Here is a 14,329-nt window from a genome sequence, read left to right on the forward strand (position 1 = left end):
ATTTTATAACATATATGATTCCAATCAAATAATAAGAAAAACGCCACATAATTTTTGTTATGTGGCATTTTTCTTATTAAATTACGTAACAATATACACTTAGAAAATGTGCAAGACTACCTAATAATACAAAAACGTGAAAAATTTCATGATGTCCCATATATTTAAACTCTAGCCACTTTGGCTTTGTTCCATAAATAAATCCACCAATTGTATAAAAAATGCCCCCAAGTACTAAGAAAACAATGCCCCCTGTACTTAAATTCTCAGCTAACGGTGCAAAGAATAAAACAATTAACCAACCCATCGTAATATAAATTGCTGTCGATAACCATCTTGGACAATTAAACCAAAACATTTTAAACACAATGCCACAAATCGCAGTTGCATAGACTAAACAAAATAATAGCAAACCACTTGCTGAATTTAATGTAATTAAGCAAAAGGGTGCATATGTACCTGCAATTAATATAAAAATCATAGAATGATCTAGCTTCCTAAAGAAGTAAATAACACGTTCATTGGCCACAACACTATGATATACAGCTGATGCCGTATAAAGGACCATCATTCCAATCCCAAACAAAATAACAGCTGTAATTGCAGCAAATGATGGCATCTTGATAGAAACTTTCACAAGCATAGCTAATAAGGCAATAAATGATAATATCGCTCCACCTAAGTGAGTAAATGCATTAACTGGTTCTCTTACGTAAGTATTCATAATAACACCCCTCATATAATTACATGTAGTTTTAATAACTACGTGTAATTATATACACATTTCTTTTTAAGGTCAACATTTACAATTTATTTGTTTCGTAATACCATATTTAAGGATGTATTAGACATTAAGTTCCACTAAGTTATAAAAGTGAGGGATTCTACGTGGAAAATATAAATGAATTACTTGAGACATTGCATTTAGAAAAAAATATTAAACTTGAGGATATTCCAAATGTGGACTTATATGTAGATCAAGTTGTCCAACTATTTGAGAATACTTATGCAGATACAACGAGAACTGATGATGAAAAAGTATTAACAAAAACGATGATTAATAATTACGCAAAAGGGAAACTATTCATCCCTATCAAAAATAAAAAGTATTCAAAAGAGCATATGATTTTAATTAGCCTAATTTATCAATTAAAAGGTGCTCTTTCCATTAACGACATAAAAAGTTCATTAGAAACTATAAATGACTCCTTATTAAATGATGATTCATTCGAATTAAATACGTTATACAAAAATTATCTTGCTCTTACTGAAAGCAATGTCGAAAGCTTTAAACAAGACGTAAATAACCGTGTTACAGAAGTAAATGAGATTTCTTCCTTAGAAGACACAAAGCTAGAAAAATTTCTACTACTAACATCCTTCGTGACTATGAGTAATATGTATAGACGTTTAGCGGAGCAACTAGTGGATGATTTAAAAGAATCATAAATAAAAAACTATCCACCTATTAAAGTGGATAGTTTTTATTTACTTAATTGCTTCATGAACTTTTAGTTGTTTCCCTTTAATCGTTGTAGTCTTCATGACTTTCAAGACAAGTGGTCCTTTTCCATTTAATATTTCAACGTAAGAAACATTATCTTGTATCGTAATAATGCCTATATCTTCTGCTGTAATACCTTTAATTTTAGCGATTGTACCGACGAAATCTACCGCCCTAATTTTCTTTTTCTTCCCGCCATTAAAGTAAAGCTTCATAATGCCTTTGTTGATGTCTGCATTTTTATCTTTCTTTATAATTGGTTTAGCATGTATCTTTTCTTCAAATGCAGCTTTCCCTTTCATAACTTCTTCTTTTGAAGGTCCAATTGCCTTTGGAATTTCAAAGCCAATATACTCCTCAATCTCTTCTAAAAATCTATTTTCATATGGTGTTATAAATGTAATAGCTTTTCCACTATTTCCAGCTCGTCCCGTTCTTCCAGTACGATGTACATAGCTTTCTTTTTCAAGTGGAATATCATAATTAATAACATGTGTAATATTATCAATATCAATTCCCCTTGCAGCCACGTCTGTTGCTACTAAATAACGGAATTTTCCTTTTCTAAAATCATCCATGACCTCAAAACGATCTTCTTGTACCATACCGCCATGTATTTTGTCACAAGGATAGTTAGCTCGTTTTAATTGTCTATATACATGATCTACATTATCTTGTGTACGGCAGAAAATAATACAACTATCCGGATTCTCAATCGTTGTTACATCTTTAAGTAATGAAAGCTTCTCGTCTTCTATCACCTCAAAAAGAACATGTTCAATTTTATCCGTCGTAACCCCAGCCGCTTTAATTTCAATATGAGTTGGTGAATTCATATATGTACGAGACAATTTCTCAACATCTTCTGGGAGTGTTGCTGAAAATAACATTGTCATTCTTTTTGTAGGTAATTCATCAATAATTGCCTCTACTTGATCGATAAAGCCCATATTTAGCATCTCATCTGCTTCATCAATAACTAAATACTTCAAACACTCTAAAGAAAGGGTACCCTTCTCAATATGATCCAACACACGACCAGGAGTCCCAACTACAATATGTGTCTTTTGTTTTAATTCTAATTTTTGACGTGCAAATGGGGATTTCCCATAAACTGCCGCAGCTTTGATTCTTTTGAATCGACCTATATTTGTAATATCTTCTTTTACCTGTACCGCAAGCTCTCTCGTTGGTGTTAAAACTAATGCTTGTGGTTTATTCTCTTCCCACTCCACCATTTCACAAAGTGGAATACCAAATGAAGCTGTTTTTCCACTTCCCGTCTGGGACTTCACAACAAGATCCTTCTTTTGTAATGCGACTGGAATAACCTCACCTTGTACTTCTGTTGGATGATCATACCCTAACCCAGTAAGTGCCCTTACAATTTCTTTACTTAATTTATACTCAAAAAAAACTTTTCCACTCATATATTAACCTCATTTTATTCTGTATTATTTTCTTATTTATCTTTTGTATACGTTACTATCGCCCTACTTATTATACTTGAAACCTCACACAAAAAGATGGATTATGCCAGATTCATCTTTTTACATAGAAATAAACCTTATCATTTCATATATTGTTCAACTACTTGATAACATCTTTTGCTCGTATTGTTAGCATTAACCTTTTCATAGAATCCTACATCCACTCAAAAAAAAATAAAAAGAATACATACATCCTTGTGTAATCATCTTAATTTTCAAATCTTTTTATAGACGAACAATATAAACAAAAAAACGTTTTAAATTCGTTTTTAACGGTGTTTTTTAGATATAAAATCTACTTTTAAAAAAAACGTTAAGAAATCCTTTGACTTTTTAATGAAAACAATGTAAATTATCATATAGACGAACATTTTTTATTAATAAAAATAAAATATTCGTATTTTAGGGGTGTAAATGATGGAAAACGTATTCGACTATGAAGATATTCAATTAATTCCTGCAAAATGTATTGTGAACAGCCGCTCTGAATGTGATACAACTGTCACTTTAGGTAAACATAAATTTAAATTACCTGTCGTACCTGCAAATATGCAAACGATTATTGATGAAAGAATTGCAACGTATTTAGCTGAAAATAATTACTTCTATATCATGCATCGTTTCCAACCAGAGAAACGAATCTCATTCATTAGAGATATGCAATCACGTGGATTAATCGCTTCTATTAGCGTTGGTGTAAAAGAAGACGAGTATGAATTCGTACAACAATTAGCTGCTGAGCATCTTACGCCTGAATACATCACGATTGATATCGCGCATGGACATTCTAATGCTGTAATCAACATGATTCAACATATTAAAAAGCATTTACCAGAAAGCTTCGTTATCGCTGGAAACGTTGGAACTCCAGAAGCGGTAAGAGAATTAGAAAACGCTGGTGCTGACGCAACAAAAGTTGGTATTGGACCTGGTAAAGTTTGTATCACTAAAATTAAAACAGGATTTGGAACTGGCGGTTGGCAGCTAGCTGCACTTCGCTGGTGTGCAAAAGCTGCAAGTAAACCAATTATCGCTGACGGTGGTATTCGTACACATGGCGACGTAGCTAAATCTATTCGATTTGGGGCGACTATGGTTATGATCGGTTCTCTATTCGCTGGTCATGAAGAGTCTCCAGGGGAAACAATCGAAAAAGACGGCAAACTTTATAAAGAGTACTTCGGTTCAGCTTCTGAATTCCAAAAAGGTGAGAAGAAAAACGTTGAAGGTAAGAAAATGTTCGTTGAGCATAAAGGTTCTTTAGAAGACACTTTAATCGAAATGGAACAAGATCTTCAATCTTCTATCTCTTACGCTGGTGGAACAAAATTAGACTCTATTCGTACTGTAGATTATGTAGTCGTGAAAAACTCTATTTTCAACGGTGATAAAGTATATTAATTTTTAAATTTAACTCGAAGGACAAGCAGTTTTATGCTTGTCCTTCTTTTTCATATATAGAAATGTAAAATATTTTCATTTTACTGAATTTTCTAGTATCATGTTTTTAGATACTTATAATAAGGGGGATATAATATATGAAAGATGTAATTGAGAAACGCCATATTCGTGCAGAAGTTCCTACTGAATTAACATGGGACCTCTCTAATTTATACGAATCTGATAAAGAGTGGGAAACTGCATTACGTGTATTAACAGATGATATAAAAAAACTTGATGCGTTTAAAGGTCAATTACACACTAGCCCCACTATCTTATTACATTGCCTACTTTTAGAAGAAGAGCTTTTAATGAAGTTAACAAAACTATACTCCTACGCAAATTTAAAAGAATCTACCGACCGTACAAATCCAGTTATTCAAGCGAACTCTTCCAAAGTTGCTGCTTTATGGACGAAAGTACATACGGCGCTATCCTTTATTCATAATGAAATTCTCTCATTAGAAGAAGGCACAATTGAAAAATATTTAACTGAAGAAACAAAACTCGAACCTTTCCGTAAATCATTACTAGACATACTACAAAAAAGGCCGCACACGCTCTCTCCTGAAACTGAAGAAGCACTTGCTGCACTTGGCGAGGTACATAGTTCTCCATACAAAATTTACGGTATGACTAAATTAGCCGATATGGATTTTAACTCCATACAAGACGAACAAGGAAATGAACTTCCTGTCTCATTTGCATTATTTGAAAGTAAATATGAGTTTTCTCCAAGCGTAGACATACGCAGAAAGGCATACTCATCATTTGTGTCCACTTTGAAGCGATATAAAAATACCGTGGCAACAACATATGCTACCGAGGTCAAAAAACAAGTAACACTCTCTCGTTTACGCAAATTCGAATCTGTTACTCATATGCTTTTAGAACCTCAAAAAGTTCCACTTGAAATGTATAACAATCAACTCGATATTATTTATAAAGAATTGGCGCCTCATATGCGCCGTTTTGCAGATTTAAAAAAGAAAGTGTTAGGACTCGATCAAATGCTGTTCTGCGACTTACATGCACCTTTAGATCCCGAATTTAATCCAGCAATTACTTACGAAGAAGCTGGAAAACTCATTCAAGAATCTTTACAAGTACTTGGCGATGAATATAGTGCCATTATCGAAAAAGGATTCAAAGAAAGATGGGTCGACCTTGCAGATAACGTAGGCAAATCAACTGGGGCATTTTGTTCAAGTCCATACGGTTCTCATCCATACATTTTAATTACATGGCAAAATACGATGCGTGGCTGCTTCACATTAGCTCATGAATTTGGGCATGCTGGTCATTTTTATTTAGCAAATAAAAACCAGCGTATTATGAATGTACGTCCATCTATGTACTTTGTTGAAGCACCATCTACAATGAATGAATTACTATTGGGCCAGCATTTATTAGCGACCACTGACGATAAGAGAATGCGTAGATGGGTCATTCTGCAACTACTCGGCACATATTATCATAACTTTGTTACTCACTTACTTGAGGGAGAATATCAAAGAAGAGTATACAGCCTAGCAGAAGAAGATGGAGCACTTACAGCTACAACTTTAACTGAAATAAAAGCAAATGTACTTTCAACATTCTGGGGAGATTCCGTAGAAATTGATGAAGGTGCTGGCTTAACCTGGATGCGTCAACCTCATTATTATATGGGCTTATATTCTTACACATATTCCGCAGGCCTCACTGCATCTACTGCGGTGGCTCAAATGATTAAAGAGGAAGGACAACCTGCCGTTGATCGCTGGTTAGATGTACTTCGCGCTGGTGGTACGATGAAACCACTTGAATTAATGAAACATGCCGGAGTCGATATGTCAAAACCAGACGCAATCCGCAGGGCTGTTTCTTACGTTGGTTCCTTAATTGATGAATTAGAGCGCTCTTATCAAGAATAAAGTGAAACTTTAATCAGTGGGGGGTGTCCATCCCCTACTGATTATTAGCCCTCACCAATCGGGCTTTTACGGGCAGCCCGCTCCCTACCTAACTTCTTTGCTTCCGCTGAATTTTGAGGTGGGGATCTTACTGTCCGGCAAATAGCGGGATAAAAAATAAACCCTCACTTTATGAGGGTTTATTTTTTATTTACTTTCCAAACCTTTTACGGTATCCACATTTTCTACATAGCTCTTCAACTGCAACTCTTCTCGAAAATCCATCAACAATGTTTGTTGCTCTTTCGCCTTCTATAATGTTAGAGAATGAATCATTATTAATATTTCCAAGGTTAATAATCCCTTCACCATCTAAACAACAAGGAATAACCGTTCCGTTCGCTAAAATACCAGCTTGATTTCGAAGACCATGACAGAATCCTTTTCCATCATCCTCTTCTTCATGCAACGCTGGCCACTGGAATTCATAGTCTTGATTAATAAAGACGCGTTCGGCAATTTTTATACCTTTTCCTGGTGTAAGCTTCTCTTCAATTTGATAAGATAGATCAAACTCATTTTCGATGATGGATAATAACTCTCTATTTTTCTGGATTTCAGCATTCGTTTTATTATCCTGCGTTAAATTCCATAATCTTAGTGAAACAATTAAATCTGATTGGCTTGTTGCCTCTCTAATGAAGGAAAGTATACTTCTTACATACCCCTCTTTGTCTTGTGAGCCTGGGTGCCCATCAAAACTATGCAGTGAAAAATTCATTTGTCTTAAAGCAGGCTTATTTAACAATCTATGCCTTCTCTTATTAATTAACGTTCCGTTCGTTGTAATATTAACTTTAAACCCTTTTTCGTGGCTTAAATCTAACAATTGATCTATTTTTGGATGCAGCAACGGCTCACCCTTCACGTGCAAATAAATGTAGTCTGTGTGTGGTTTAATTTGGTCTAACCTTTTTGCAAAATCCTCCACAGAAATGAATTGCTTCTGTCTTTCCGTCGGCGGACAAAAGCTGCACGCAAGATTACATACACTCGTAATCTCCAAGTAAAATTTCTTAAACTTCTTCACCTTTAACTCCTCACTTCTATGACTACTTATACTTTTTCCTCTTCATATTACAGCATACTTTTTTAGAAATAGAAACATACTTATTTTAGGAAATATAGAAAACGGCCACATCTGTAGCCGTTTGAATGTACTATTACTATTTATGATACGGTTCCCCTCGATTAATACGAAATGCCCTATACACTTGCTCAAGCAATACTAATCGCATTAATTGGTGTGGTAATGTCATCTTTGAAAAAGAAAGTGATTCATTTGAACGCTTCATTACTTCTGAACTTAGTCCAAGTGATCCACCAATTACGAATGCAACTTTACTCTTCCCATATGTAGCAAGACGATCTAAGCTTACTGCAAATTCTTCTGATGATTTTTGCTTTCCTTCTATCGCTAACGCAATGACATGCGTATCATCAGAAATTTTATCTAGTATACGTATACCTTCTTTTTCTTTTACAATTAACATTTCTGCTTCACTTAAATTTTCTGGTGCCTTTTCATCTGGCAATTCAATTACTTCTACTTTTGCGTATGCAGATAATCGTTTTAAGTATTCTGCTATACCTTGTTTTAAATATTTTTCTTTTAATTTCCCAATTGAAATAATCGAGATATTCACACGTATTCCCCACCTTACAAACATGTTATCCACATAACTTATCCACATATCCACAATTGTTACCCACATATTGTGTGAGAATCTGTGTTCGATACAACATATGTCGCCTCATTTTGACAAAATTCACATGTTTTTTTCTCTTTTTCCGAGTTATCCACATTGTTAATAACCGGCGCGACTTCACACTCATCCACAATAATATCTAACGCTAATTCAACATGTTCTAAACAACAAGGTAAGTTCATATTCTTCACCTCACTTTTCTACAATAGAAAACAGGAGGTAGGCCCTCCTGTTTTTAATACTTTTGAATGCCTAGTTTAACCGTTGTTGTTGCTCGTTTTGTACCACGATAAAACGTAAGAGTCATTTTATCATTAATTTTTTTATCATATAAGGCCGTACGGAATCCGATAATATCGCGAACTGGTTTTCCATCTACTGCTACAATCACATCGTGTTCTCGCAAACCAGCATCTGTACCTGGCGAAGGACTTTTCACATCTAAAATGCAAACTCCCTCTGTTACATTGCCTGGTAAATGCAACGTTTTTGACCAATAGTAGTTTGGAATTTCATTTAATGATCTAAGTTCAATTCCAACATACGGTCTTCTTACTTTTCCGTACTTCTCTAATTCATTCATAATTGGAACAGCTCTAGTAACAGGAATAGCTAGTCCAATTCCTTCTACTTCTTTTGCCGCAATTTTCATTGAGTTAATACCAATTAATTGACCAGCTGCGTTTACAAGCGCCCCACCACTATTACCCGGATTAATTGCTGCGTCTGTTTGCAATACTTCTACTTGCCAATCATAATGTCCATCTTGATCTAAATCTACAGGGACAATACGCTCATTAGCCGAGATAATACCTTGTGTGACGGTTCCAGAAAATTGTAGCCCGAGCGGGTTTCCAATCGCAATGACTGGTTCTCCTCTACGAACAGTATTAGAATCGCCAATCTCAATTACTTTTTTCACATGCTTTGCATCTATCTCCAGTACAGCCAAATCTGTGACCACATCGGTTCCTAATACCTTTCCAGGGACCTTCTTACCATCACTTAAACTTACTTCAATACGATTTGCTCCAGCAACAACATGATTATTCGTTACAATATAAGCTTGACCATCTGTCTTCTTATAAATTACACCTGATCCCGTACCTGCTTCTGAATCTGCCTCTGAAAAATTATCTCGTTGAATATTAATAACTCCAACAACAGCTTCAGATGCACGATCAACAGCATCGACAAAGCTAATCTGTTTAATTCCTTGCGCTTGGGCCATATTACTTCCACTTGCTTCTGCTTGTGGAAACGCGCCTGCATCATTTGAAAACAAAGGAGCTCCAAATGCAAATAACGAAGCTCCTACAATTGTTCCAGCTATACTAGAAATAACAATACCTTTATGCTTCTTTTTTCTTGCACGTTTCATACGATAATTTTCTTCATCAATAAAGGACATATTTGTTCACCTATCTTCCTGAAAACAACTATATTCACCTTTATTGTTTACTAAAATGAAGAATTATACGTATTGAATTTTTGTCGGCATTTTTGGATCTGTATCGTGAATTTCGAAGGCTTCTCCTACTCCAAATCCCTTTTCCTCTAATACTTGTGATACTGACATACGTGCTAGTTCTTTCATGTTATTATCTAAACTTAAATGGGCTAAATAAATATGTTTTGTCTCATCTGTAATTACATCCGCCATCGCTAATGCAGCATCTTCATTACAAACGTGCCCCACATCACTTAAAATACGTCGTTTAATACTCCATGGATAACGTCCCATACGAAGCATTTCTACGTCATGATTACTTTCAAATACGAAAGCATTAGCTCCCTTAATAACACCTTTCATACGGTCACTCACGTACCCTGTATCTGTAATAAGGGCTAACTTTCTATTATTGTTATGAAAAGCATAGAACATCGGCTCTGCCGCATCATGAGACACCCCAAATGACTCGACCTCAATATCACCAAATGTTTTCACATCCCCAACTGAGAAAATAAACTTTTGCTCAGTTGGGATATTTCCTATTAAGTGTTCCATTGCATTCCATGTTTTCTCATTTGCATAAACAGGTAAATCATATTTACGTGCCAATACACCTAAGCCTTTAATATGGTCACTATGTTCATGTGTTACAAGAATACCCGATACATCATTTATATTTAATTCTGCCTGTTTAAATAAAGCCTCTGTTGCTTTACCACTTAAACCTGCATCGACAAGTAACTTCTTTTCATCTGTTCCTACATATAGCATATTCCCTGTACTTCCACTTGCAAGTACGCTAAAATGCAAACCCATTCTTTCTCACTCCAGTATGTTCATCAACCACTTGATTTTCCTTTTCCCCTAATTCCATAACTTGTCCTTCAATTGCATTTACAAAGAAGTCCTGCTTCTGCTCCGTCTTTAAGTTCCACGTTGGAGCAAGTACTTGGTTATTAGAAGTAGATGCGGTAAGGTTGGCATAACCAATTTGCGCTTCTTTTACATGTGTATTCCCATGAATTTTATTTTTTAAATACAGATTTTCTAAAGCGGTTTGGGCAGTAATAATTTCTTGCTGTTTCGTTTTTTCACTTTCGCCCATTTCTTTTAAATCTGTTAACATCGTCTGCGTGTACGACACAAGTTCATTTTTCTCATTTAATTCCACAACAATCATTGCCTGATCGTTATAGAAAATAGGCTTATCTTTATATTTTTGGAAGAAGTAAATTTTAGAGTCTTTCATCGCTCCAAACTCATACTTTTGTCCATCTAATACATAGTTCTTCAAAAAATCATTATACTTATCTTTTGATAAAGATTTTGTATTTAAAAAGGGCTCTTTTAGCTTACTTTCTATTTTGTACATATTTTGTATATGCGCCGTTTGATTTTTTAAAGACTGTATGTCTTCTTCTTTAAATGCCTTGTTTTCAGCCCTAATAAATGACTCTTTTTTCGGTTCTTTAGGGAAATTACCCATCGTAATTTTGTTTGCTTTTAATTCTTGATCTATCTTCGTTTCTGCAATAAGCTCCAATTGATTACTATCTTGCTTTTGAATGAATTGAAAAATGAGAAAGAGGTCCAAAACAAAAAAGGTCACAATAAATATGGTTTTAATCCGATCCCAATCCATTTAGTCCCCCCTCATTCCACTCATATATTTTTTGTTTGCCAGCTTCATCTTCAACAAACTTTACATACCAAATTGGCTGTAGTCGCGCTACTTGCCCATCTAGTGATAATTTGTATCCAATCCCAATGTCTTTAATGGATCTTTTATCTACCGCGGCATTATTTTCTAAGGATGCTATTACAACATGACCTGACGGAAGAGTAACCTTCTGCTCTATACCTTTCGTATTTAAAGAAAGCAACGGTCTTTCATATTCCATTACTTCTTCTGATCCCCATACTTGTCTCAATTCAGCTAATCCATCAGTATTGAATACGGGATATCCATCTTCCTGTAAGCGGAATACTGTCTGTCCTTTATTCATATAGTCCAAACGATATGAATCCAAACTCCCACTATGACCATTTACAAAATCAAAACTTTTTTGTAAAAGCATTAAATTATCTGGCTTTTTCTCACTTAAAACAGAAGAATTTTTATACTTTAGCATATGCTGATCATTTTCAATCTCCATAGACCTAATACCATCTGTAAATATTTCTTTCGATTGCTCGGTAATCGGGCTTAAATAACGTGGGTCACTAAAAAGAGCATTCTTAAATGTATCAACCGCCAAATTAGATGAAATATATGTTATATTACTTAATTCTGTCGTTCCATCTGGTAAAAATAGCTTTTTCATATCATTAATTTGATAGTCAAAATAAGGTTTCGCTGATACTATAAATTGATTTTGTGCATTTACAATATCTTTTAAATACACACCACTTAATTTTGCTTCATATATTCTAGAGTTATCACCATCGGAAACAAAATTAATTTTAATTTCTTGATCCCTACTTCTAGAAGGGTCAAGAATAATTCGATTAAAGTGTTTAGGCTTATCTATACTTTTTTCTTTCATACTAAACATAGATTTAACTGCATCAAATGGGATGTTGGTAGGGAAAATAAGTTCAATTTTCCCTTCACCATGCACATAAGAAAGAAAGTCAGCCTTAGCAATCGATATCTCTTTGAACTCATGTAATTCCCCTGCTTCCAAAGTTCTATAGATTGATTCTATATCTCCCCCTCTTTTGCTCCCGTAATGATTTTTATCTTTATGCACAATGATAGAAGTAGGGCGGACAACATCAGCGATTTTCGTTTGAGTATTTCCCTCATTCCCCTGTACAAATTTTGCGTTTTGCATAGATGTGGAATCTGGCACATACGTCCATAAGTTAAAAGTAAGAAATAGACTAATTACAACTAAATTAATTAAAACTATCGTTTTAACATTCTCCATACTCATTCCCATTCGTCCTCTTCATCTGCTGCCATAGGCAATGTGAAATAAATCGTTGTCCCTTTTCCTTCCTCACTCTTTGCCCAAATCGAGCCACCATGTGCCTCAATCATTTCTTTCGCAATTGCTAATCCAAGTCCTGTACCGCCCATTTGTCTTGAACGTGCTTTATCTACGCGATAAAAACGTTCAAAGATTTTATCGACGTTTTCTTTCGGAATACCCATTCCTTGATCACTTACACTAATCTCCAATAATTCTCCGCGATCACGTAAACGATATGTTACTGTTCCACCTTCTGGTGAATACTTTAATGCATTCGAAATAATGTTATACAATACTTGCGTAATTTTATCCGTATCCATATCAATAAATCGAGATTTTTTAGAGAAAGATCGTTTGAAGCTTACGTTTTGCTCTTTAGACATTTCAAAACGATCAATAATGTTATTAAAGAAGTCAGTAAAGTCGACCCATTCTTTCATTAAACGATGTTCTGTACTATCGAGTTTAGATAGTTGCAATAACGCATTTACAAGTCTAATCATTCTTTCTGTTTCTTCTTGTGTAACTGTTAAAAATTGTGGTGCAATATTTGGATCTTGCCACGCACCGTCTGTAAGTGCCTCTAAGTAACTGCGCATTGTCGTTAATGGCGTTCTTAATTCATGAGAGACGTTTGCTACAAACTCGCGTCGTTCTCTTTCTATACGCTCCTGCTCAGTCACATCATATAATACGGCAATTAAACCATTTGCTTTCCCTGTCTCTTTTTGAATAACAGAGAAACTAGCGCGTAAAATATATGGCTCATTTCTCGTACTAAAATCTAATAAAACAGAATCCGGCTCTTCGTATAAATGATCGAGCGTAAATTCTTCTTGTATTCCCAACACTTCTAAAACAGATTGATCGAGCGCCGTTTCACGCGAAACATTTAGCATCTTTTCCGCAGGATCATTTAATAAAATAATGTCCCCTTTTCGGTCAGTAGCAATTACTCCATCTGTCATATGTGATAATACGGATGACAATTTACGTCTTTCACTTTCTGTTGAAGAACGAGCTTGTTGTAATTTTTTTGATAAATTATTGAAAGATAATGCTAATTGTCCAATTTCATCATGGCTATGCACTTTTACTTTTCTTGAATAGTTTCCTTTTGCCATTTCAATTGCTTGTCTTCGCATATCAGAGATTGGTCTCGTAATCGTTTGAGCTAACAAAATTCCAAGTACAGCTGTTACGAGTAATGCAATAACGGTTCCGGTCGCAAAGATTTGATTAATATCCTTCATCTGCTTATAAACATCTTCCATGGATGCAACAACGTAAATAGCACCAAGTGCATCTTTGTTATTATCATCCATAATAGGAGTAATCATAACTTGTACACGGTGACCTGTACGACCATCCTTCTCAATTTTCACTTCTGGTTTCTTTTGTACCAATACCCGCTGAACAGCTATATCAGTTGACGTTCTATTTACCTTGTTTTGCTTTGACTCATCTGAAATAGCGAGCAGCTTTCTATTGGCATCAAATACACTTACCTCTTGAATATCCTTCTTTCGATCAGAGGCAAATTTTCGAATGGAAGTTTTAATCGTTTCACCTGTTGATTCTGTCTCTGCTTTTGTATAACTTTTTTTAAACTCTTGTTTCAAGTTATACGATAATAAGTTCGTTTGTTGCGTTAAAGAATCTCTAAAACCTTGTACAAGACTCTTTTCTAACTCTCTTACGAAATATACCCCAATAACTTGCATAGCTATCAATATTAATAGCATATATATGAGTACAAATTTTAAATGAATAGATTGAAAAAAACCGACTTTCTTCATA

13 protein-coding genes are annotated in these 14,329 nt (G+C 34.9%); 3 read left to right on the forward strand and 10 right to left on the reverse strand.

The window, feature by feature from the left end:
* Positions 1-76: 76 nt before the first annotated feature.
* Positions 77-724, reverse strand: a complete 648-nt coding sequence (gene trhA, locus ACTFSI_RS12095; RefSeq protein ID WP_001099729.1) for a PAQR family membrane homeostasis protein TrhA — start codon at positions 722-724, stop codon at positions 77-79.
* Positions 725-888: 164 nt separating this feature from the next.
* Between trhA and ACTFSI_RS12100 the strand changes: the two genes are divergently transcribed.
* Entirely contained in the window at positions 889-1,449 is a 561-nt protein-coding gene (locus ACTFSI_RS12100) for a DUF1836 domain-containing protein (protein ID WP_000427879.1), read from the forward strand.
* Positions 1,450-1,488: 39 nt separating this feature from the next.
* On the opposite strand, the gene ACTFSI_RS12105 is transcribed toward ACTFSI_RS12100, so the two are convergent.
* Entirely contained in the window at positions 1,489-2,934 is a 1,446-nt protein-coding gene (locus ACTFSI_RS12105; RefSeq protein ID WP_000015592.1) for a DEAD/DEAH box helicase, read from the reverse strand.
* 477 nt (positions 2,935-3,411) lie between these two features.
* Between ACTFSI_RS12105 and guaC the strand changes: the two genes are divergently transcribed.
* Complete coding sequence (guaC, locus tag ACTFSI_RS12110; protein WP_000432434.1) at positions 3,412-4,395, forward strand: GMP reductase; 984 nt, start codon at positions 3,412-3,414, stop codon at positions 4,393-4,395.
* Between the two features lie 137 nt (positions 4,396-4,532).
* Positions 4,533-6,350 carry an oligoendopeptidase F gene (gene pepF / locus ACTFSI_RS12115; RefSeq protein WP_197225591.1) on the forward strand — a complete coding sequence of 606 codons (1,818 nt, stop codon included), beginning with the start codon at positions 4,533-4,535 and terminating at the stop codon, positions 6,348-6,350.
* A gap of 190 nt (positions 6,351-6,540) precedes the next feature.
* Here the strand turns inward: pepF and ACTFSI_RS12120 are convergent, their stop codons facing one another.
* The 8 genes from ACTFSI_RS12120 to walK all read right to left on the reverse strand — a co-directional run bounded on the left by ACTFSI_RS12120 (position 6,541) and on the right by walK (position 14,328).
* On the reverse strand, positions 6,541-7,419 hold the full coding sequence (locus ACTFSI_RS12120) for a radical SAM/SPASM domain-containing protein (protein WP_000713634.1): 879 nt from the start codon (positions 7,417-7,419) through the stop codon (positions 6,541-6,543).
* Positions 7,420-7,555: 136 nt separating this feature from the next.
* Positions 7,556-8,035 carry a 23S rRNA (pseudouridine(1915)-N(3))-methyltransferase RlmH gene (rlmH, locus tag ACTFSI_RS12125; RefSeq protein ID WP_001027003.1) on the reverse strand — a complete coding sequence of 160 codons (480 nt, stop codon included), beginning with the start codon at positions 8,033-8,035 and terminating at the stop codon, positions 7,556-7,558.
* 59 nt (positions 8,036-8,094) lie between these two features.
* Complete coding sequence (locus ACTFSI_RS12130) at positions 8,095-8,280, reverse strand: CxxH/CxxC protein (protein WP_001052827.1); 186 nt, start codon at positions 8,278-8,280, stop codon at positions 8,095-8,097.
* Positions 8,281-8,333: 53 nt separating this feature from the next.
* A complete protein-coding gene (locus ACTFSI_RS12135; protein WP_000008038.1) occupies positions 8,334-9,509 on the reverse strand; it encodes a S1C family serine protease in 1,176 nt (391 codons plus the stop codon).
* A gap of 63 nt (positions 9,510-9,572) precedes the next feature.
* Positions 9,573-10,367, reverse strand: coding sequence for an MBL fold metallo-hydrolase (locus ACTFSI_RS12140; protein ID WP_000522836.1), 795 nt, complete (start codon positions 10,365-10,367; stop codon positions 9,573-9,575).
* Positions 10,351-11,193, reverse strand: coding sequence for a two-component system regulatory protein YycI (locus ACTFSI_RS12145; RefSeq protein WP_000383723.1), 843 nt, complete (start codon positions 11,191-11,193; stop codon positions 10,351-10,353). The genes ACTFSI_RS12140 and ACTFSI_RS12145 overlap by 17 nt, the downstream gene beginning before the upstream one ends.
* Positions 11,174-12,490 carry a YycH family regulatory protein gene (locus ACTFSI_RS12150; RefSeq protein WP_440045415.1) on the reverse strand — a complete coding sequence of 439 codons (1,317 nt, stop codon included), beginning with the start codon at positions 12,488-12,490 and terminating at the stop codon, positions 11,174-11,176. Before ACTFSI_RS12150 ends, ACTFSI_RS12145 begins: the two co-directional genes overlap by 20 nt.
* Complete coding sequence (gene walK / locus ACTFSI_RS12155; protein ID WP_000755380.1) at positions 12,487-14,328, reverse strand: cell wall metabolism sensor histidine kinase WalK; 1,842 nt, start codon at positions 14,326-14,328, stop codon at positions 12,487-12,489. Before walK ends, ACTFSI_RS12150 begins: the two co-directional genes overlap by 4 nt.
* Position 14,329: the final 1 nt, after the last annotated feature.

It is taken from the genome of Bacillus cereus group sp. MYBK101-2, from assembly GCF_051918845.1.
In the GTDB taxonomy this organism is placed as follows: domain Bacteria; phylum Bacillota; class Bacilli; order Bacillales; family Bacillaceae_G; genus Bacillus_A; species Bacillus_A paranthracis.

Excerpts from the sequence above, each read along its gene's own strand:
- trhA (WP_001099729.1), bottom strand. The coding sequence starts at position 724 with ATGAATACTTACGTAAGAGAACCAGTTAATGCATTTACTCACTTAGGT.
- ACTFSI_RS12105 (WP_000015592.1), bottom strand. The coding sequence starts at position 2,934 with ATGAGTGGAAAAGTTTTTTTTGAGTATAAATTAAGTAAAGAAATTGTA.
- guaC (WP_000432434.1), top strand. The coding sequence starts at position 3,412 with ATGGAAAACGTATTCGACTATGAAGATATTCAATTAATTCCTGCAAAA.
- pepF (WP_197225591.1), top strand. The coding sequence starts at position 4,533 with ATGAAAGATGTAATTGAGAAACGCCATATTCGTGCAGAAGTTCCTACT.
- ACTFSI_RS12130 (WP_001052827.1), bottom strand. The coding sequence starts at position 8,280 with ATGAACTTACCTTGTTGTTTAGAACATGTTGAATTAGCGTTAGATATT.
- ACTFSI_RS12135 (WP_000008038.1), bottom strand. The coding sequence starts at position 9,509 with ATGTCCTTTATTGATGAAGAAAATTATCGTATGAAACGTGCAAGAAAA.
- ACTFSI_RS12140 (WP_000522836.1), bottom strand. The coding sequence starts at position 10,367 with ATGGGTTTGCATTTTAGCGTACTTGCAAGTGGAAGTACAGGGAATATG.
- ACTFSI_RS12145 (WP_000383723.1), bottom strand. The coding sequence starts at position 11,193 with ATGGATTGGGATCGGATTAAAACCATATTTATTGTGACCTTTTTTGTT.
- ACTFSI_RS12150 (WP_440045415.1), bottom strand. The coding sequence starts at position 12,490 with ATGAGTATGGAGAATGTTAAAACGATAGTTTTAATTAATTTAGTTGTA.
- walK (WP_000755380.1), bottom strand. The coding sequence starts at position 14,328 with ATGAAGAAAGTCGGTTTTTTTCAATCTATTCATTTAAAATTTGTACTC.